Source organism: Streptomyces acidicola (assembly GCF_009377235.1).
Lineage (GTDB): Bacteria > Actinomycetota > Actinomycetes > Streptomycetales > Streptomycetaceae > Streptomyces > Streptomyces acidicola.
The window spans coordinates 23,810-42,880 of sequence record NZ_VMNX01000060.1 but is presented as its reverse complement, the minus strand read 5'-3'; the positions used below and the strand labels follow the sequence as shown (position 1 = coordinate 42,880).

Here is a 19,071-nt window from a genome sequence, read left to right as displayed (position 1 = left end):
GGGGCCTGGGCGGACGGGCGGGAGGCGCCAGTGGCGGTGGTCATGGGCGTAACGATGCCTCCCCGCGATCTCGTAGCACAAGCGAGAAATGCTGAGCTGAATCTCGTAGCATTACTTACATGTTGAATCTGGAGCGCCTGCGCACCCTGGATGCCCTGGCCCGGCACGGCTCGGTCAGCGGAGCGGCCGAGGGGCTGCACGTCACGACGTCGGCCGTCTCCCAGCAGATGGCCAAGCTGGAGCGCGAGGTGGGACAGCAGCTCCTGGCCAGGAACGGACGCGGGGTGCGGCTCACCGACGCGGGACGGCTGCTCGCCGACCACGCCGCACGCATCCTGTCCCAGGTCGAGCTCGCTCAGTCCGATCTGGAGGCGCAGCGCGGGCAGGTGGTGGGCGAGCTGCGGCTGATCGCGTTTCCGACGGCGATGCGCGGGCTGTTCCCGGCGGTGCTGAGTACGCTGCGGGCCGACCATCCGGCACTGCGGGTGCGGTCACGTGAGCTGGAGCCCGAACTCGGGGTCAACGCGGTGATCCGGGGCGACGCCGACCTGGCCGTCGTCCTCGACTGGTACAACAAGCCCCTGCCCATGCCTGAAGGGCTCGCCAAGGCCGCGATCCTCGACGACCCCGTGGAGATCGCGATGCCCGAGGGGCACCCGCTCGCCGGCCGGGACGCGGTCGACCTGGAGGACTTCGCCGACGACGAGTGGGTCGCCTGGGCCGAGGGCGAGTTCTGTCATGAGTGGCTGCTCTACACGCTGCGGGGCAAGGGCATCGAGCCCTGTATCGCCCACCGCGCCGAGGAGCACCAGACCCAGCTCGCCCTGGTTGCCGCCGGGCTGGGCGTCTGTGTCGCACCCCGGCTCGGACGCGATCCGATACCGGCGGGGGTGCGGGCCGTGCCGCTGCGGCACCGTGTCCACCGGTACATCTACGCGGTGTGGCGCGCGGACGCCGACCGGCGCCCCTCGATCAGGGCGGCGGTGGAGGCCCTGCAGAAGGCGGGGGAGAGCATCGGCTCGGCGGCCTCGCAGTGATGCCGTGAGTCACAGTGATGCTGTGAGTCACAGAGACGGCGTGCCTCACTGTGACGCGGTGCCTCGCCGCCATGCCGACGGCTTCACGAGGACGCCATCTTCCTGAAGTCCCACGAAGCGATCGACTCCGGCGTCAGCCGTACCCACGCGTGGCGGCCGTCGTGCGGCATCTCGTCCAGGCCGAAGTTCTTGCGGGCGAACAGGCGCTCCACGGAGGCGAGTTCGGGGGCCGGCTCGCCCGTACGAGGAGCCTCCCCGACGAAGTCCACGGTGCCCGACAGCTCGACGCCGCGCAGTTCGCCGTAGTCCTCGCCCGCGTCGACCGTGACGGCGACCCGCGGATCACGGCGCAGGTCGGCCCACCGCTTGCTGCGCGTGATCGAGTACAGCCACAGCGAGGTTCCGTCCCAGACGAACCACAGCGGGCTGACGTGTGGAGCTCCGTCGGCCGAGACCGTCGCGACGCGGCAGGTGCGCTGCGTGGCCAGGAACTCGTTCAGCTCGGCCGGCGCCATCATGATCTTCCGGCCCCGGCGCTGCGTGACGGCCATGAAACCTCCCCGGTTCTGACGTAGTGTCAGAAAGGCAGCATGAGTTGTCTTCCGCCCAGGCGCAAGGGGCGTTACGCTCGCCCGCCCCGAGTGCCGGTGACAGGACGAAGGGGAGCCATGCCGTCGTACGAAGCGCTCAGCGCCCTGCTCGACCCCGCGACCACGGTGCTGCTCACCGTCGAGTGCCAGCAGGGCGTCGTGGGCCCGGACAGCGCACTGCCCGAACTGGCGAAGGAGGCGCGCTCGTCGGGTGCGCTGGCGAACGCCGCCCGGCTGGTCGCCGCGGCCCACGAGAGCGGGGTACAGGTCGTGCACGCCGTCGCCGAGCGGCGCCCCGACGGCCGTGGCGCGAGCCGCAACGCCAGGCTGTTCCGCGCGGCCGAACGGCTGCCCGTCCGACAGTTGTCGGGCACCGCGGCCGTGCGCGTCGCGCCGCCCGTCGAGGTCGCCGAGGAGGACCTGGTCGTACGGCGGCTGCACGGGCTCTCACCGCTCGCCGGCACCGACCTCGACGCGCTGCTGCGCAACCTCGGCTGCCGCACACTGGTCGTGACCGGTGTCTCGGCCAACGTGGCCGTCCCGAACACGGTGTTCGACGCCGTCAACCTCGGCTACACGGCCGTCGTGCCCGGGGACGCCATCGCGGGGGTGCCCTCCGAGTACACCCCCGCGATGATCCGCAACACCCTCGCGTTGGTCGCCACGGTCGCGACCACGGACGAGGTGCTGGCCTGTCTCAAGCGGCACCGCCGACGGGCATGAGCGTTCGCCGGCTCAGGCCATCTTGATCGAGTCGCCGTCGACGGTGATCTCCATGGCGGGCAGGGGCTTGGTCGCCGGGCCGCTCTTCACGCTGCCGTCGGTGATCGAGAAGTTGCTGTTGTGGCAGGGGCAGTTGATGACGCCGTCCTTGATGCTCTTCACGGCACAGCCCTGGTGGGTGCATGTCGCCGAGAACGCCTTGAACTCGCCCGCCGTCGGCTGCGTGACCACCATCTTCTGGTCGGCGAAGACCATGCCGCCGCCCTCCGGGATGTCGGAGGTCTTCGCCACCTCCGTGCCGCCCGAGCCCGCGTCGCCGCCGCTCGTGCCACCACTGCTCGCGGTGTCGCCCTGCTCGGTGCCGGCGGCGCTGGAGTTCGAGGAGGCGGACGAGGAGTCGTCTTCCGATCCGCACGCGGTCAGCGCGACGGCGAGCCCCGTCGCGCCGGCTGCTGCGATCACGGCGCGGCGGGCCGGTTTCGATGCGGGCTGGTGCGGTGCGCTGGTCATGCTGGGGTTCCCTTCCATGGAGGTGTGCATCTGCCGACAGGTACGGTCGGCAGAGATCGCCTGTTCAGACGATGCCGAAATCTTCGCCCGTATGCGATGAGACATGGGTAAAGCGGAGCTGTCGGTTCGCTGTCGGGGGGCGCGCACCGCCGCCCGGGCCGTCTCCGGCGTCCGTCCCTGCCCCAGTAACCTGGGGCGATGCTCAAAGAAGTCACCGCGACCCGGTACATCACGCCGCTGCGTGAGGGCGGGTCGCTGCCGGGACTGGTCGAGGCCGCGACCTCGGCACCCATGTCATGACGTTGTCCGGCTGGGGGAGTTGATCTGCGGTGATGCGGCTCCCCCTGGAGCCGGCCTGCGATGATTCGTCTTTCAGCGACTTTCACAGGCGTGCCGTGTTATGCGCTCGGTCCTCCCCGTGTGCTCCCCGGCAGCGCGGATACTCCCCAGACTCCACAAGAAGTGCCGTCGTCACGGGCAGCGGTACCACGTGACGCTGGTCAGCGACGCCACCGCCGCTTTTCTCCCCGAGATGCTGTACGCCGCCCATGAACGGAACCGGCCCACCTGCACCCAGGCCATTCTCACCACGGACCGGCTCGTCGAGGGCTTCGCGGCCCAGGTGTTCTGTCGACGGAGGCTGGTGACGCAGCTCTCGGCTGAGAGATCTTGAAATGGGTGAGGGGCCTTCTGGCAGTGATCCTGCGGCAGTCTCGGGTGGCGACTGCTGCGCTTGTTGAGCGGATGGTGCGGCAAGACCGGTGAGAGCTCTTCCAGCGGGTGGGTCCCTCCGGCTTCCGGAACGTCAGCAGGGCGGCGGCCGGCGTCGGCGAGGCGAGGCGAGCCGCGCCGCGGTAGCGGCGGCATGGGCCCGCGAGCGCGTTCGCGGGCTTTCCTTGGAGGCAGTAGGCCAGGGTGCGTTAGGGTCGGGGGCGAAAGAATTCCCGTATCCGCCCACGGGGCGACGGCCGACGGGTAGGGCGGAGGAAGCGTGACGCCAGAGAGCGGCCGTCGGTCGCCGACGGTTTCCGGTCTGCGCGCGGCGGAGATCCGGACCGCCGCCCTCGCCCTCTTCGCCGAGCGCGGGTACGCGGCCACCACGATGGCCGACATCGGCGCGGCGGTGGGGATGCGAGGCCCGAGCCTGTACAAGCACGTGAGTTCCAAGCAGGAACTGCTCGCGCAGATCATGACGGGCACGATGGAGGACCTGCTGCGTTCGCATCGCAACGCGGTGACGGGCTGCGAGGACACCGTGGAGCGGCTGCGCCGGGCCGCCGAGGCCCACGTCCGCTTCCATGCACGCAACCGCCTGGAGGCCTTCGTGGGGACGGGGGAGATCCGAAGTCTGGAGGAGCCCCACCGGGCGCACGTACTGCGGCTGCGGGCGGACTACGAGCACGCCTTCCGGAACCTGCTCACCGAGGGCGTGGAGGCCGGCCGGTTCCGGATCACCTCGGTGAAGCTCACCTCCTACGCGATCCTGGACCTCGGGATGGGCGTGTCGGTCTGGTACAGGGAGAACGGGGACCTGGCGGAAGACCAGGTCGTCTACCAGTACGGCGATTTCGCCCTGCAACTGGCCGGCGTGCGCTGAGTCCGGGTGTGGACCCGTCGCCCGGCCGCTCGTCCCTGTCAGGCGCCAGACCGCTGAGAGCGACATCGTGGTCGGTTACATGAACTCGACTCGGCTCAGGTAGTCAGTCGCGAGTACGCCCCCTCCTTCCTGATGCGAAACCGGGCCCGGGCCAGCCTTCTTGCCTCGGTGAATCGTTGGATTCCCGCTGTCCGCCAACGCATGGCTGCACGAGGCTAGCTGTACTGAGTTCAGTTCGAGTAGCCTCCCCGCACATCGGCAGGGGTCGGCCCGTGCCGCAGGAAGGAGAGCCGGATCATGAGTGCGACTGAGCGGTCCGCCGCGCCAGGGGCGGAGGACTCGTCGCTCGATCCGCGGTCGGTACGTCGTGCGATGCTCGCCGGCAGTATCGGCACCCTGATCGAGTACTACGACTTCAGTGTCTACGGCTATCTAGCCGTGGCGATCGCCCCGCAGTTCTTTCCCAGCGACGATCCGGCGGCCTCCGTGCTGGCGGCTCTCCTGGTCTTCGCCACCGGACTCGTGGTGCGTCCGATCGGCGGCGTCTTCTTCGGGTGGCTGGGCGACCGGTGGGGCCGGCGCAAGGCCCTGGTCTCATCGGTGCTGGCCATGGGGGTGGCCAGCAGCATCACGGGGCTGCTCCCGACCTATGGCCAGATCGGTGTGACCGCGACGGTGCTGCTCTTCCTCATCCGCGTGGTGCAGGGCATCTCCTCCGGCGGTGAGTCGGTCGGCGCCTACACCTACATCTATGAGTCGGCGCCGCCGAAACGCAGGGCGTTCCTCGGCGCCGTCACGCCCATCGGGTCGAACCTCGGGTTCATGTTCGCGGCCGCCACGGCCGGGACGATCTCCGCGCTCACCACCGAGGAACAGATGGCCGCCTGGGGCTGGAGGCTGCCTTTCCTGATGGCCATTCCGCTCACCCTGGTCTGCCTCTGGGCCCGGCTGCGCATCGAGGACACCCCGGAGTTCAAGAAGGCCGCGGAACAGGCCGACATCCCCACGGCTCCGATCCGCGAGACCCTGTCCACGCACCGTACGGCGCTGCTGCAGTCCATCGGTCTGGCGATGGCGCAGGGCGGGGCCATCTTCCTCGGCCTGACGTACCTCGGCATCTACCTGACCACCGACCTCGGATACGACTCCACACACGTGTTCTGGCTGAGCGCGGGCGTCGTCTTCGTCACGGTCCTGCTCATGGTGCCGGCGGGCTGGCTGTCCGCACGGTTCGGCTGCCGTCGCGTTCTGCTGGCCGGGCTGATCGGATTCCTGGTGACCGCTTATCCGGCGATGATGCTGATGGGCCGCCACAGCCTGGTCCTGGCGGGCCTGGCCTACCTGCTGTACATGCTGAGCAGCGCCATCGTGCAGGTTCCGGCGGCAAGTCTGTGGCCGCACCTGTTCGACCGTCGGGTCCGCTACACCGGCATGGCCATCGGGTACAACATCGGCACCGTGCTCGCGGGCGGAACGGCACCTTACATCGCCGCCTACCTGGTTCAGCGGACCGGCAACCTGCTCTCCCCGGCGTGGTTCGTCATGACGGTCTGCCTGATCGGTATCGGCACCCTGTTCACCGTGCGAAAGGACGTGTAGCGGCGTCGGCCACCGCGACGCTCCAGGCCGGTCTTCCCGATCATGCCGGGCCCCGCGCGCCCATGTGCCAGGGAAGGCCGGCCTGCTGTGTGCGAGGGCCCACGGCACCCGTCCGGACCCTGGACGGATGCCGGCCGGCGGAGCAGATCAGTGCGCCGGGGCCTGCTCGTGACCGATCACGCCGATGGTCTGGCCGCCGTCGATGAGGAACTCGCCCCCGGTGGTGAAGGAGGCGTCGTCACTGGCCAGGAAGAGCACCATGCGAGTGACCTCCTCGGGCTCCCCCATGCGCGGTACCGGCTGGTGGGCGAACAGGTCGGGTGAAGCGCTCTCGCCCATGGGCGTCCGGATGACCCCCGGGTGTACGGAGTTGACACGTACCCCGCTGCCCGCCATGTCCAGCGCCGCGGCTTTCGTCATGCCGCGCACGCCCCATTTGCTCGCGACATAGCCGACTCCGCCGGCGAAGCCCACGAGGCCGGCCGCCGACGACACGTTGACGACCGCTCCCCGGCCGCGGTCGCGCATGCCCGGGAGGACGGTGTGCATGCCGAGGAAGGACCCCACCAGGTTGACGTCGAGGATGCGCCGGAAGTGCTCCGGAGACTGCTCCTCGACACCGCCGAAGTGAACGATCCCCGCGTTGTTGACCAGGACGTCCACGGGACCGAGGGCCTCCTCGGCGGTGTGCAGGGCATGCTGCCACGAGTCCTCACGGGTGACGTCGAGGTGGACGTATCGGGCGCCGGGCACTTCTTCCGCCAGGGCCTTTCCCTCGGTGTCCAGTACGTCGCCGATCAGGACCCGGGCGCCTTCCGCGGCCAGGCCGCGGGCATGGGAGGCTCCCATGCCCCGGGCCCCGCCGGTGACGATCGCGACCTTTCCCTGGAAGCGCATGACGAACTTCCTTTCTGCAGTGGGTGATCCGGCAACGGGCGCGGCGCATGGGGACGTGCCCCGCGGCCGGTCTCAGTCGGGCACGAGCACTGCCCGCCCTCGGACCCGGCCCCCTCGGAGCCGGTCGAACGCCTCCTGTGCGGCGGACAGCGGGAACGGTTCCGTTTCCACATGGATCGCGCCGGAGCGCGCGAGCGAGATGACGTCCGCGAGCTCGGGGCGAGTGCCCCAGAAGGGCAGGGAGAGCCTCAGGCCCGGCGGGAGGGCACCGGGCTTGCGGACCGTCAGATGGCCGCCGCCGCTGCCCACCACCGCCAGCTCGCCTCCTGGGCGCAGCACGCCGGTGGCGAGCGTCAGCGACGTGCTGCTGCCCACGAAGTCGAGCACGGCGTCCGCCCCGGAGCCCGCCGTCCGTGCCCTGAGCACCCGGGCCGTGTCGTCCCGCAGCAGCGTGCCGAACTCCGCTCCGCAGCGGTGCGCGAGGGCCAGGGCCTCCTCCCGGACGTCAACCGCGAACACGCGGCCCGCGGTCGTCGCACGGAGGATCTGGATCGCCAGGTGACCGAGCCCGCCCACTCCGATGACGACGGCGGTGGTGCCCTCGCCGAGCGCGGGCCGCATCCCGGCCACGGCGTGGTACGACGTCAGGCCCGCATCGGACAGGGGGGCCGCCTGACCGGCGGCGAGATCCCCTGTCGGCGCCAGATGGCGCGCGGACGGGACAAGCACGTACTCGGCCATTCCGCCGTCACGGCCCAGACCCGCCCCGTGCCAGGCGAGGGACTCCCGCCGGTCACAGTAATTGGCCCTGCCCGAAGCACAGCGACCGCAGGAGTCGCAGCCCCACGGTCCGTACACCACCACGCGGTCACCGGCCGCCAGGCCGTCGGTGTCGAGGCCGTCCGCATCCGGGCCGTCGGCGTCGGGGCCGAGTGCCTCGACGATCCCGGCGATCTCGTGGCCGAGGGTGAACGGAAGCCGGTACGGGAGCACTCCGGGAGCCGCGCCGACGACATGCAGATCGGAATGGCACAGCCCGGTGGCTTCGACGCGCACCAGCACCTCGGCGCCGCGGGGTACGGGCCGCTCGACCTCGCACCATGCCGGTGGCTCTCCCCATGCCGTCAGCCTCAGCGCCCTCATCTCCACCGCCCAGGTCATGTCCGTACCCGACTGCGGCAGGATAACAGAGCTGAAGTTGATTCAGGATGGTGTGGTGACGATGCGCGGAGCCGCCGTCAGCTCCCCGTCGATGCAAGTTTCCCGGGCTTCCTGGGAGTGAAAGGGTGCGCGCTCCGGTCTTGTCCGGTCAGCGGCCGCTGTCTACGGTTTGAATTGACTTCGATTCTAGATAGTGGTTGATCATTCTTCGCCGCACGAACCCGATGGAGACCCCATGCCCCCCGGTCGCCCCGAGATCGACCCCCAGTTGCTCTTCGAAACCGATGAACAGCGGCAACTGCGCACCGTCCTGAGGGACTTCTACAGCGAGGTGAGCGGCCCCGAGGAGGTCCGCAAGCATCTGGACACCCCGCGCGGACACGCCGAAGCGCTGTGGGCGCGGCTCGCGGGCGAGATCGGGGTCCACGGGCTGGCGATACCCGAGGAGTACGGCGGGGCGGGTTTCACGTTCGTCGAACTGGCGGTCGCCCTTGAGGAAGCCGGACGCGCACTGTACTGCGCGCCGCTGCTGCCCACGGTGGTCCTCGCCGCTCACGCCCTGCTGTACAGCGGTGACCGCACGTCCTGCGAGCGTTACCTGCCCCGGATCGCGGAGGGTGCGCTCACCGCGACCGTGGCCGCGTTCGACGAGGGCGAACCGCAGGTCACCGCCGAGCAGGAGGGCCGGGGCTGGGTGCTGCGCGGCCGGGCGGACTTCGTGCTCGACGGCGCCGGTGCGGAGCTGGTCCTGGTGCGGGCGCGAACGCCCGGTGGTATCGGGCTGTTCGCCTGCGAGCCGGCCGAGGACAGCTGCCGCCGGACGCCGCGCCGCGTTCTGGACGAGACGCGCCGCCAAGCGGTGATGGAGTTCAGAGGCGCGCCGGTCACCGCCGTGGGCACGGCGGAGCGCATCGAGGACACGGTGGCCGCGACCCTCGACGTCGGGCGGGCCGCACTCGCGGCCGAGCAGGTCGGCGGCAGCGGCCACGCGCTCGACGCCACCGTCGAGTTCGTCGCGCAGCGCCACCAGTTCGGACGCCCCATCGGATCCTTCCAGGCCGTCAAGCACCGGCTGGCCGACGTGCTGGTCGCACAGGAGGCGGCGCGTTCGGCGGCCGCGTACGCGACGGCCTGCGTGGCCGCCGCGTCGCCGCAGCTGCCGGTCGCCGCCGGCGCCGCCGCCGTGGTCTGCTCCGAGACCTTCCGCCTCGCGACGGCCGAGTACGTCCAGTTGCACGGGGGGATCGGCTTCACCTGGGAGCACCCGGCGCATCTGTACGTGCGGCGGGCGCGCGGCAGTGCGGTCCTCTTCGGCACCGCGGACCGGAACCGGGCGCGGCTCGCCGGACTCATCGGCCTCGGCGGTGAGCCCGCGGCCTGAGGAGACCCGGACTCCGGCAGTGCGTGCCGGACGGGCACCGTGCCGCCGTGCTGCGCCGACGCACCGCGCCCGGGCGTCCGGGCGACCCGGCGCGGGCACCGTGGAAACGGGCCGGCGCCGGTGTTCCGGCGACCGGCCCCGTCCGCGTCGGGCGGGGCCGGGTGTGTCAGGTGCCGTGTCAGGCGTCGTAGACGTAGAACCCCCGCCCGCTCTTGCGGCCCAGGCGGCCGGCGGCGACCATGCGCCGCAGCAGTGGGGGAGCGGCGTACAGCGGCTCCTTGTGTTCCTCGTACAGCGACTCGGCGACAGCCTGTGCCGTGTCGAGGCCGATCAGGTCCAGTAGCCGCAGCGGACCCATCGGATGGGCGCAACCGAGTTCCATACCGCTGTCGATGTCCTCCGCACTCGCCGTTGCGGACTCGACCATGCGGATCGCGGCGAGCAGATACGGCACCAGCAGTGCGTTGACGACGAAACCGGAGCGGTCGGGTGCCTGGACGGCCACCTTGCCGAGGTTCTCGGTGGCGAAACCGCGGGTCCGGGCCACGGTGTTGGCGCTCGTGGTGAGGGCGGGGACCACCTCCACCAGTTTCTGCACCGGTACGGGGTTGAAGAAGTGCAGGCCCACGACGCGGGAGGGCCGACCGGTGGTGACGGCGAGGTCGACGACGGGGATGGAGGAGGTGTTGGTGGCGAGGACGGCGTCCGGGTCGGTCACCGCGTTGTCGAGCCGGCGGAAGACCTCCGACTTGATCTCCCGGTTCTCCGCGACGGCCTCGATGACGAACTGCCGGTCGGCCAGGTCGCCCAGGTCGTGGGTGAAGGAGAGCCGGGTCAGCGCCTGTTCGCGTTCGGTTTCGGTGAGCTTGCCGCGCCTCAGACCGCGGTCCAGGGAGGCGGTGACGCGGTCGCGCCCGGCGGCGGCCAGCTCGGGTGTCGACTCGGCGACGACGACGTCGAGGCCGCGCAGTGCGGCGACCTCCGCGATGCCGGAGCCCATGAGGCCGCAGCCCACGACGCCGAGACGGGAGATGTCGGACATGAATGTCCCTTCCTCGCGAGAAGTGGGGTTGCCGGTGTGGTGCTCGGTGAGGCAAGCCCCTCCGGGTCCCTGTCCGAATGAGTATGTGAAGCAAGTTCGGTTTGATCAACCCGCTTGAGGGTGGGGAGCGGCTTGGGTGGCGTCCTGTGCTCCTGCCCCTTCGGGGCTTGATTCTGCCGCAAGGGGTTGACAGTGGATCAAGGGCGACTCAGACTCGTAGTGAATTCAGTTCAGGTCGAGCGTCGGGAGGCCGGAGATGGCAGTGGAAGACGAGATCCAGTTCGAACGCGACGGTCACGTCGCCCGGGTCTGGCTCAACCGTCCCTGGAAGAAGAACTGCGTCACCGTCCCGATCCTGGACCGACTCGACGAGATCATCACCGAGGTCGACGAGGACCCCGAGCTGCGGGTCCTGGTGGTCCGCGGCCGTGGCGGCACGTTCTGCTCGGGCTTCGACCTCGACAGCCTGAAGGCGGACTACGTCGGCAAGTCCAACGCCATCGACGTGGCGGTGAAGTCGGCCAAGGTGTGCGACCGCCTCTACTCGATGAAGACCCCCTCGGTCGCGGTCCTGGAGGGACACGTCACCGCCGGCGGCTTCGAGATCATGATCTCGTGCGACTTCGCCATCGCCGCGGACGACGCCAGGATCGGCGACTTCCACATCCGCCGCGCGCTGTTCGGCGGGGCCGGCCCGATCTACCGGGTGCCGCGCATGATCGGCATCCGCAAGACGAAGGAGCTGATGCTCACCGGCAAGCTGCTCTCCGGCGTCGAGGCCGCCGAATTCGGTCTGATCAACAAGTCCGCCCCGGCCGACAAGCTGGACGAGACCGTCCAGGACTTCATCGGCGACCTCGTCGACAAGAGCCCCTTCACGATGTGGCTCACGAAGATGACGATCGACCGCAGCCTGGACGCGGACACCCAGTCCCTGATGGTGATGGAGCATCTCGCCGTCGGTGTGGCCCTCAACTCCGAGGACGCCAACGAAGGCGTGTCGGCGTTCCTGGAGAAGCGTGAGCCCAAGTGGCGGGGGCGCTGATCCGGATGGTCACGGACCGGCGGAGCCCGAGCGGGGGCCTGGAAGGCTCGCGCTGCTCCGGCTGCTCGGTGACGGTGTACCCCGCGGACGAGGCGTGCCCACGCTGCGGCGGCCCCGCCGAGCCGGCAGGCCTGAGTGGCAGGGGCACGCTGTGGACCTGGACGGTACAGCGGTACGCCCCCAAGTCCCCGCCCTACCGGGTGCCGGCCGGCGGCTTCGCGCCGTTCGCACTCGGCTACGTCGAGCTGGCCGAAGGCGTGCGGGTGGCTGCCGTGCTGGAGGTCGACGACCTGGACGACATCCGTATCGGCATGCCCCTCACGGTGACCGGGGGCCGCGGGGTGCCCCGGGCCAGGGCCCTCGACCCGGGTGAGGAGGGCTCATGAGCACCGAGGTGCTGATCTGCGGCGCCGGACGCACCCCGTTCGGCCGGACGGAGGCGAGCGGCCGACAGCTGGCCGTCGCCGCGGTGAACGCCGCGTTGGCGGACGCGGGGATCGAGTGGTCACGCGTCCGGGCCGCGTTCGGCGGCAGTGACAGTGCCGGGCTCGCCGACACCCTGGTGGCCCGACTCGGCCTGACGGGGCTGCCGTTCGTCAACGTCAAGAACGGCTGCGCCACCGGGGGCAGCGCGCTGGTCTCCGCGGTGAACGCCATCCGCTCCGGCATGGCGGATGTCGTCCTCGCCGTCGGATTCGACAAGCACCCACGGGGCGCCTTCGACCCCAGGCCCGAGGACTGGGGGCTGGCAGCGGAGTACGGCAGCGACGGCCTCATGGTGACCACCCAGTTCTTCGGCATGAAGATCCAGCGCTATATGCATGACCACGGGATCACCCCGCGCACCCTCGCGCTGGTCGCCGAGAAGGCGTACCGCAATGGGGCCCTGACCCCCGAGGCGTGGCGCCGTGAGCCGGTCACCGCCGAGGACATCCTCGGCTCGGGCATGGTCAGTGATCCGCTGACCCGCTTCATGTTCTGCTCGCCCGGAGCGGGCGCCGCCGCGCTCGTCCTCTGCTCGCCCGAGGCCGCCCGCCGTCTGGACGCCCGGCCGGTCGCACTGCGGTCGGCGGTGGTGCGCAGCCGGCGGTTCGGTTCGTTCGAGGTGTTCAGCCCGTGGATACCCGCCGGCGAGCTGACCAGTGTCAGCAGTGACGCCTCGGCCGCGGCCTTCGAGGAGGCGGGGATCGGCCCCGGTGACGTCGACGTCTGCCAGCTCCAGGACACCGAGAGCGGCGCCGAGGTCATGCACATGGCCGAATGCGGATTCTGCGAGGACGGCGAACAGGAGAAGCTGATCGCCACCGGTGCCACCGGGATCGGCGGCGTACTGCCGGTCAACACCGATGGCGGCTGCATCGCCAACGGCGAGCCCATCGGCGCCTCGGGGCTGCGTCAGGTCTACGAGGTCGTCCAGCAGCTGCGCGGCCGGGCCGGCGACCGTCAGGTCCCGGGCGGGCCCAGGGTCGGCTTCACCCATGTGTACGGCGCCCCGGGCGTCAGCGCCTGCACGGTGCTCTCCCTCTGAACCACCCGCGAACCCTCTGAACGACCCGCGAAACGTCCGTCGAACGTCCTGCCGAGCTGAGATGGAGGAAGAGTTGAGCGGCACACCGGAAACGGAGGACTTCCGCGCCGAGGCCCGGCAGTGGCTCGCCACGGTCGCCCGGAGGCGGGCCGCCGACGGGGAGTGGGGCAGCGGCTCCGACTCAGTCGCCGTGTTCGAGAACTGGAGCGAACGGCAGGAGCGTGAGCACACCGCCGGGACCCAGGAATGGGAACGCACGCGCTACGACCAGGGGTGGGGTGCGCTCACCTGGCCCGCCGAGTACGGAGGACGCGGCCTGCCCGCGCACTACGAGCAGCTCTACCGCTCGGAGGAGGCGGCCTTCGACGTCCCCCAGCGCACCGAGATCTTCCCTGTGACGCAGCAGCTCGTCGCCCCGGCGATCGGCATCTGGGGCACCGAGGAGCAGAAGCGGCGCTGGCTGCGGCCCATGCTGCGCACGGACGAACTGGCCTGCCAGCTCTTCTCCGAGACCGAGGCCGGTTCCGACCTGGCCGCCGTGCGGACGAAAGCCGTACCCGAGGGCGACACCTGGGTGCTGAGCGGTCACAAGGTGTGGACCTCCGGCGCCCGGGTCGCGGCCTGGGGGGTCGCCGTCTGCCGCACCGACCCCGACGTGCGCAAGCACGCGGGCATCACCGTCTTCCTCGTCCGCATGGACGCGCCGGGCGTGACCGTGCGGCCGATCCGTCAGATGACCGGAGGGTCCAGCTTCAACGAGGTCTACCTCGACGGCGTGGTGGTGCCCGACACCGACCGGCTCGGACCGGTCGGGGAGGGCTGGCGGGTCACCCTCAGCGTGCTCGCCGCCGAGCGGCTCGACTCCGGGAGCCTCGGCCTGGACAACGCCGACCGGGCGCTGGAACTCGCCCGGCACCTGGACCGCCCCCTCACCGGCAGCGAACGGCAGCGGGCCGCCGATCTGCACATCCGCACCCTCGTCCAGCGCCTCATCGGGCTGAGGGTGACGGCGGCCCTCGTCGCCGGTCGGGAGCCCGGCGCTGAAGCCTCGGTCGGCAAGCTCTACGCCACCGAGACCATGCGCCGCACCAGCGATCTGGTGTCCGAACTGCTGGGGCCGCGCCTCGTCGCGGACACGGGGGAGTGGGGCACGTACGCCTGGACCGAGCACCTGCTCGGTGCACCTGGCTACAGCATCGCGGGCGGTACCGACGAGATCCAGCACAACATCCTCGCCGAGCGCGTCCTCGGCCTGCCGAAGGAGCCCGTCCGATGAACACGGCGACCCGGGTACCGGACCTGGCCGTACGGGTCCGGGACCGTCTCGCCCAGCGCCATCCGGGAGCGTCCATAGGGGAGTTGCGGACCCTGCCGGGCGGCCACTCGGGTCTGACGTACTCGGTGACCGCCGGTGACTCCCGGTACGTCGTCAAGGCGGTCCCCGAGGGACAGCGGCCCGTGGGCCGCAACGACGTGCTGCGCCAGGCGCGGGTACTGACGGCACTCGCCGGATCGGACGTACCGGTACCGGGCGTGGCATGCGTCGACAGGACCCAGCCGGCCTGGTTCGCCATGGACTTCGCCGAGGGTGAGGCCGTCGAACCCGTACTCGACGACCAGGAGGTGCCGGCCGCGACGGCGCGTGCGCGGATGCTGGAGATCGCGCGCGTACTGCGGCGGCTGCACGCGACCGATGTCCACAGCCCCGGGCTGGACCCGCCCGAACCGCTGGACGCGGCGGGTGAGCTGATGCGATGGAGCCGCACGATGCACGCCGTACCCGAGGAACTGCGGCCGGGCGGTGAGGAGTTGCTGCAACGGCTGGCCGACGACGTACCGAGCGGCATGGCGCCGGTCCTGCTGCACGGTGACTTCCGGCTCGGCAATGTGCTGTGCGTCGGCGAGCGTGCCGCGGCCGTCGTCGACTGGGAGATCTGGAGCGTCGGCGACCCGCGGATCGACCTCGGCTGGTTCCTGCTCTTCGCCGACCACCGCAACTTCCCCCGGCTGGGACACCCCGTGCCCGGCCTGCCCACCGAGGCCGGACTGCTGGACGCCTACCTCGACGGGCGACCGGCGCTGCCCGCCATGGACTGGTTCAGGGCGCTGGGCCGCATGAAGATGGCCGCGATCATGGGCCACAACCTGCGCCGCCACCGCGAGGGCAAGCACCACGACCCGCACCAGGAGCGGCTGCCCCCCACCATCGCCGCGATGATCCGCACGGCCCGCGACATCCTCGGCGGGCCCTGACCGGCCCGGGGCCGCGGCACTCGGCCCACTTGCCACGGCATGGCCACGGCACGGGGACACCACCCGATCCGCACGTGAAGACAGGAGCAACCGTGGATTTCGCATACTCGCCGCGGGCGAGAGAACTCGCCGACCGCATGCGGGCGTTCATGGAGCAGCACGTCCTCCCGGCGGAAGCCGTGTACGACCGGCAGCTGGCCGGGGCCGACGACCCGCACGCCCTGCCCCCGGTGATGGCCGAGCTGAAGGAGAAGGCGCGCGCCGAAGGCTTGTGGAACCTCTTCATGGCACACGGCGACTGGGGCGCGGGACTGACCAACCTCGAGTACGCGCCGCTCGCCGAGCTGGCGGGCCGCTCCGTCATCGGCCCCGAGGTGTTCAACTGCTCCGCGCCCGACACCGGGAACATGGAACTGCTGGCGCTCTACGGCACCCGCGAGCAGCAGGAGCGCTGGCTGCGGCCCCTCCTGGACGCCGAGATCCGCTCCTGTTTCGCCATGACCGAGCCCGAGGTCGCCAGTTCCGACGCACGCAACATCCGCACGCGCATCACCCGCGACGGCGACAGCTACGTCGTCAACGGCCGCAAGTGGTACACCTCCGGGATCCTCGACCCCGACTGCGAACTGATCATCCTGATGGGCAAGACGGACCCGGGGGCGCCGGCCTACCGGCAGCAGAGCATGGTGCTCATCCCGCGGGACACCCCGGGCGTGCGGGTCCTGCGGGACCTTCCCATGTTCGGCTACACCGACCGGCTCGGGCACGGCGACGTGCTCTTCGACGACGTCTGCGTACCGGCGGAGAACATCCTCGGCGGGGAGGGGCAGGGCTTCGCACTCGCCCAGGGGCGGCTCGGCCCCGGCCGTATGCACTACGCGATGCGCGCCGTCGGCTTCGCGGAACGCGCCCTTCAGCTGATGTGCGAACGCGTCACCGAACGCATGGCGTTCGGCGGGCCGCTCGCCGACCGGGGAGTGGTGCGCGAATGGATCGCCCGCAGCCGCATCGAGATCGAGCAGGTGCGCCTCCTCGTCCTGAAGTCCGCCTGGCTGATGGACACCATCGGTAACGCCGCCGCCCGAATGGAGGTCGCCGCGATCAAGGTGGCAGCGCTGGAGGTCGCCCACAAGGTGGTCGACCGCGCCGTCCAGGCACATGGTGCGGCAGGCGTCAGCGACGACACCGTACTGGCCCGGCTGTACGCCATCACGCGGGCGCTGCGCATCGCCGACGGCCCCGACGAGGTCCATCTGCGGACGGTGGCCCGCCAGGAACTCGCCAAATACCGGAAGCCCGGGAGCGAAAAGGGCGAAAAGACCGACATGAAGGCAGGGGAAGCATGAGCACCGACACCCTGGCGGGCCGGGTCGCCGTCATCACCGGCGGATCCCGCGGTATCGGCCTCGGCATCGCCACCGCCTACCGGGCCGCGGGCGCCCATGTGGTGATCGCCGCCCGGAAGGCGGCGGGACTCGACGAGGCGCGCGAGGAACTGTCGCGCGTCAAGGGCGACGGCGACATCCACACGGTCGTCGCCAACGCCGGCGAACCCGAACAGGCCCAGGCCTGCGTCGACGGGACCATGACCCGGTTCGGCCGCGTCGACATCCTCGTCAACAACGCGGCGACCAACCCCTACCACGGCGACCTGCTCGATCTGGACCTGCCCCGCGCGGAGAAGACCGTCCGCGTCAACCAGTACGGCATGGTCGCCTGGACCCGCTGCGTCTGGCAGGCATGGATGGCCCAGCACGGCGGAACGGTGGTCAACATCGCCTCCGTCGGCGGCCTGATCGTCGACCCGCACATCGGCTACTACAACGCCACCAAGGCCGCCATGCTGCACATGACACGGCAGCTCGCCTACGAACTCGGGCCTCGGGTCCGTGTCAACGCCATCGCTCCCGGGCTGATCAAGACGGAGCTGGCACGGGCGGTGTGGGAGGTGCGCGAAACCGTCCTCACCGCCAGGCTGCCGCTGCGGCGCCTCGGCACGGTGGAGGACGTGGCGAACGCGGCACTGTTCCTGGCCTCCGACGCCTCCTCATGGATGACCGGCCAGACGCTGGTGCTCGACGGCGGCGCGACCGCCCTGCCGATCGGGGTGGACGAATGAGCGCCCCGCGATCCGCCTCCGACCTGTTCTCGCTGCACGGCAGGACGGCGATCGTCACCGGCGCCTCGGCGGGGCTCGGCGCGCGCTTCGCCGCCGTCCTCGCGGGCGCCGGCGCCACCGTGTTCGCCGCCGCCCGCCGCACCGTCCGGCTGAAGGAACTCGCCGACTCCGACGCGCGCATCCACCCCGTCGCCTGCGATGTCTCCCTGGAGGCCGACCGCGTGAGACTCGTGGACACGGCGCTGAGCGCCACCGGCCGTATCGACGTCCTGGTCAACAACGCGGCCACTTCCGGCGAGACGCTCGCCGAGCACGAGTCCCCGGATTCCTTCGCCGGCGTTCTCGGGGTGAACCTCACCGCGCCGTTCCATCTGGCTCGGCTCACCGTCGAGGCCCCGGCCCCCGCCGGCCCGCCGCCCGCGGGCAGGAGCATCATCAACGTCTCGTCCATCCTCGGCCTGGTCACCGCCGCGCCCCTCGGCGGGGCGAGTTACTCGGCGTCCAAGGCGGGTCTGATCGGTCTGACCCGTGAGCTGGCCGGACAGTGGGGCCGCGGCGGAACACGCGTCAACGCCCTGGCTCCAGGCTGGTTCCGTACGGAGATGACCGCGGACCTCTTCGCCGACGGCCGCTCCAGCCGCTGGGTCGAGCGCAACACGCTGCTGTGCCGCGGCGGCCATGACCACGAACTCGACGGCGCGCTGCTCTTCCTGGCCTCGGACGCCTCCTCGTACTGCACCGGACAGGTGCTGACCGTCGACGGCGGATGGACCGCGCGATGAGTGTCCGCACCGAGATCCGCGACGACGGCCTGGCCCATGTCTCCCTGTGCCGGGGCGCGGCGGGCAACGCCATCGACCTGGAGACGGCGCGTGCGCTGCTGGACGCGGCACGGGAGTGCGAGCGGCAGGACGTGCGGGCCGTCATGCTGACCGGTGAGGGACGGTCGTTCTGCGTGGGAGGCGACCTGCGGGAGTTCTCCACGCTCTCGGGTGAGGCTCTGCAGCAACACCTCCTCGCGGTCACCGACGCGCTGCACGAGGCCCTGCGCACGTTCGCCGCCATCGACGCACCCATGGTGGCCGCCGTGCAGGGCGCGGTGGCCGGGGCAGGCATCGGCCTGGCCGCGGCGGCCGATGTGACGCTCGCTGCCGACGACGCGTCGTTCACCGCCGCGTACACCGGCATCGGCTACTCGCCGGACGCCGGAGTGAGCTGGTTCCTGCCTCGTCTCGTCGGCCCCAAGAGGGCCCTGGACCTGCTGCTGACCAACCGCCGGGTACCGGCGGCGGAGGCCGCGGCCATCGGACTGGTGAGCCGGGTCGTCGCCGCCGGGCGGCTGGCCGAGGAGGCCGCGCGCACGGCCGAGGCCCTGCGCCGGGGACCCACCGCCGCGTTCGGTGCCACGCGCAGGCTCGTAGCCTCCGGGTTCACCGTCGATCTGGGTCCGCATCTGGACCAGGAGGCCCGCGCCCTCGCCGCCGCGGCGGTCTCCGACACGGGCCGCGAAGGCGTCGCCGCCTTCCTCGCCAAACGGACGCCCGAATTCCTGCCCCTGCCGCCCAGTCCGTGACCAGTCCCTGACCCGG

General features: G+C 70.9%; 20 protein-coding genes and 1 pseudogene. 16 read left to right on the top strand and 5 right to left on the bottom strand.

Annotated features, from left to right (window positions below; all coding sequences use genetic code 11):
* Positions 1 to 119 precede the first annotated feature (119 nt).
* The gene (locus FPZ41_RS18200) at positions 120 to 1,037 is read left to right on the top strand and encodes a LysR family transcriptional regulator (protein WP_152863889.1); all 918 of its coding nucleotides are present in this window, start codon (positions 120 to 122) and stop codon (positions 1,035 to 1,037) included.
* An 83-nt stretch (positions 1,038 to 1,120) separates the two neighbouring features.
* Here the strand turns inward: FPZ41_RS18200 and FPZ41_RS18195 are convergent, their stop codons facing one another.
* Positions 1,121 to 1,588 (bottom strand): pyridoxamine 5'-phosphate oxidase family protein, encoded by a 468-nt coding sequence (locus FPZ41_RS18195; RefSeq protein WP_152863887.1) that lies wholly within the window; start codon positions 1,586 to 1,588, stop codon positions 1,121 to 1,123.
* A gap of 117 nt (positions 1,589 to 1,705) precedes the next feature.
* Between FPZ41_RS18195 and FPZ41_RS18190 the strand changes: the two genes are divergently transcribed.
* The gene (locus FPZ41_RS18190) at positions 1,706 to 2,350 is read left to right on the top strand and encodes an isochorismatase family protein (RefSeq protein WP_152863885.1); all 645 of its coding nucleotides are present in this window, start codon (positions 1,706 to 1,708) and stop codon (positions 2,348 to 2,350) included.
* Positions 2,351 to 2,362: 12 nt separating this feature from the next.
* Here FPZ41_RS18190 and FPZ41_RS18185 read toward each other — a convergent pair whose 3' ends face one another.
* Positions 2,363 to 2,860, bottom strand: coding sequence for a Rieske (2Fe-2S) protein (locus FPZ41_RS18185; protein ID WP_152863883.1), 498 nt, complete (start codon positions 2,858 to 2,860; stop codon positions 2,363 to 2,365).
* A 198-nt stretch (positions 2,861 to 3,058) separates the two neighbouring features.
* On the opposite strand from FPZ41_RS18185, the pseudogene FPZ41_RS50570 reads away from it, so the two are divergent.
* From FPZ41_RS50570 to FPZ41_RS18170, 4 genes and pseudogenes are all read left to right on the top strand, one after another.
* Positions 3,059 to 3,177: pseudogene (locus tag FPZ41_RS50570) on the top strand (HipA family kinase); the annotation flags it as partial.
* A gap of 173 nt (positions 3,178 to 3,350) precedes the next feature.
* Complete coding sequence (locus FPZ41_RS48330) at positions 3,351 to 3,533, top strand: hypothetical protein (protein ID WP_228022800.1); 183 nt, start codon at positions 3,351 to 3,353, stop codon at positions 3,531 to 3,533.
* Between the two features lie 318 nt (positions 3,534 to 3,851).
* Complete coding sequence (locus FPZ41_RS18175) at positions 3,852 to 4,457, top strand: TetR/AcrR family transcriptional regulator (RefSeq protein WP_322620389.1); 606 nt, start codon at positions 3,852 to 3,854, stop codon at positions 4,455 to 4,457.
* A 297-nt stretch (positions 4,458 to 4,754) separates the two neighbouring features.
* Complete coding sequence (locus FPZ41_RS18170; protein ID WP_152863881.1) at positions 4,755 to 6,056, top strand: MFS transporter; 1,302 nt, start codon at positions 4,755 to 4,757, stop codon at positions 6,054 to 6,056.
* A gap of 147 nt (positions 6,057 to 6,203) precedes the next feature.
* Here FPZ41_RS18170 and FPZ41_RS18165 read toward each other — a convergent pair whose 3' ends face one another.
* Positions 6,204 to 6,953 (bottom strand): SDR family oxidoreductase, encoded by a 750-nt coding sequence (locus FPZ41_RS18165; RefSeq protein ID WP_131565151.1) that lies wholly within the window; start codon positions 6,951 to 6,953, stop codon positions 6,204 to 6,206.
* 72 nt (positions 6,954 to 7,025) lie between these two features.
* Positions 7,026 to 8,096 (bottom strand): NAD(P)-dependent alcohol dehydrogenase, encoded by a 1,071-nt coding sequence (locus FPZ41_RS18160; protein WP_152863913.1) that lies wholly within the window; start codon positions 8,094 to 8,096, stop codon positions 7,026 to 7,028.
* A gap of 253 nt (positions 8,097 to 8,349) precedes the next feature.
* Here FPZ41_RS18160 and FPZ41_RS18155 point away from each other — a divergent pair, with 253 nt between their 5' ends.
* Entirely contained in the window at positions 8,350 to 9,495 is a 1,146-nt protein-coding gene (locus tag FPZ41_RS18155; protein WP_152863879.1) for an acyl-CoA dehydrogenase family protein, read from the top strand.
* A 178-nt stretch (positions 9,496 to 9,673) separates the two neighbouring features.
* Here FPZ41_RS18155 and FPZ41_RS18150 read toward each other — a convergent pair whose 3' ends face one another.
* A complete protein-coding gene (locus FPZ41_RS18150) occupies positions 9,674 to 10,537 on the bottom strand; it encodes a 3-hydroxybutyryl-CoA dehydrogenase (protein ID WP_152863877.1) in 864 nt (287 codons plus the stop codon).
* A gap of 256 nt (positions 10,538 to 10,793) precedes the next feature.
* Between FPZ41_RS18150 and FPZ41_RS18145 the strand changes: the two genes are divergently transcribed.
* The 9 genes from FPZ41_RS18145 (at position 10,794) to FPZ41_RS18105 (ending at position 19,055) form a co-directional block, all read left to right on the top strand.
* Positions 10,794 to 11,582 carry an enoyl-CoA hydratase/isomerase family protein gene (locus FPZ41_RS18145; protein WP_131565157.1) on the top strand — a complete coding sequence of 263 codons (789 nt, stop codon included), beginning with the start codon at positions 10,794 to 10,796 and terminating at the stop codon, positions 11,580 to 11,582.
* The gene (locus FPZ41_RS18140) at positions 11,567 to 11,968 is read left to right on the top strand and encodes a Zn-ribbon domain-containing OB-fold protein (RefSeq protein ID WP_407698791.1); all 402 of its coding nucleotides are present in this window, start codon (positions 11,567 to 11,569) and stop codon (positions 11,966 to 11,968) included. Before FPZ41_RS18145 ends, FPZ41_RS18140 begins: the two co-directional genes overlap by 16 nt.
* The gene (locus tag FPZ41_RS18135; RefSeq protein ID WP_152863875.1) at positions 11,965 to 13,110 is read left to right on the top strand and encodes a thiolase family protein; all 1,146 of its coding nucleotides are present in this window, start codon (positions 11,965 to 11,967) and stop codon (positions 13,108 to 13,110) included. Before FPZ41_RS18140 ends, FPZ41_RS18135 begins: the two co-directional genes overlap by 4 nt.
* Before the next feature lie 61 nt (positions 13,111 to 13,171).
* Positions 13,172 to 14,386, top strand: a complete 1,215-nt coding sequence (locus tag FPZ41_RS18130; protein WP_194236132.1) for an acyl-CoA dehydrogenase family protein — start codon at positions 13,172 to 13,174, stop codon at positions 14,384 to 14,386.
* Positions 14,383 to 15,363, top strand: coding sequence for a phosphotransferase family protein (locus FPZ41_RS18125; protein WP_152863871.1), 981 nt, complete (start codon positions 14,383 to 14,385; stop codon positions 15,361 to 15,363). Before FPZ41_RS18130 ends, FPZ41_RS18125 begins: the two co-directional genes overlap by 4 nt.
* A 92-nt stretch (positions 15,364 to 15,455) precedes the next feature.
* A complete protein-coding gene (locus FPZ41_RS18120; RefSeq protein WP_322620388.1) occupies positions 15,456 to 16,709 on the top strand; it encodes an acyl-CoA dehydrogenase family protein in 1,254 nt (417 codons plus the stop codon).
* On the top strand, positions 16,706 to 17,482 hold the full coding sequence (locus tag FPZ41_RS18115) for an SDR family oxidoreductase (RefSeq protein WP_131565167.1): 777 nt from the start codon (positions 16,706 to 16,708) through the stop codon (positions 17,480 to 17,482). Before FPZ41_RS18120 ends, FPZ41_RS18115 begins: the two co-directional genes overlap by 4 nt.
* A complete protein-coding gene (locus tag FPZ41_RS18110) occupies positions 17,479 to 18,264 on the top strand; it encodes an SDR family NAD(P)-dependent oxidoreductase (protein WP_152863869.1) in 786 nt (261 codons plus the stop codon). Before FPZ41_RS18115 ends, FPZ41_RS18110 begins: the two co-directional genes overlap by 4 nt.
* Positions 18,261 to 19,055 (top strand): enoyl-CoA hydratase/isomerase family protein, encoded by a 795-nt coding sequence (locus FPZ41_RS18105; protein ID WP_228022798.1) that lies wholly within the window; start codon positions 18,261 to 18,263, stop codon positions 19,053 to 19,055. Before FPZ41_RS18110 ends, FPZ41_RS18105 begins: the two co-directional genes overlap by 4 nt.
* Positions 19,056 to 19,071 lie beyond the last annotated feature (16 nt).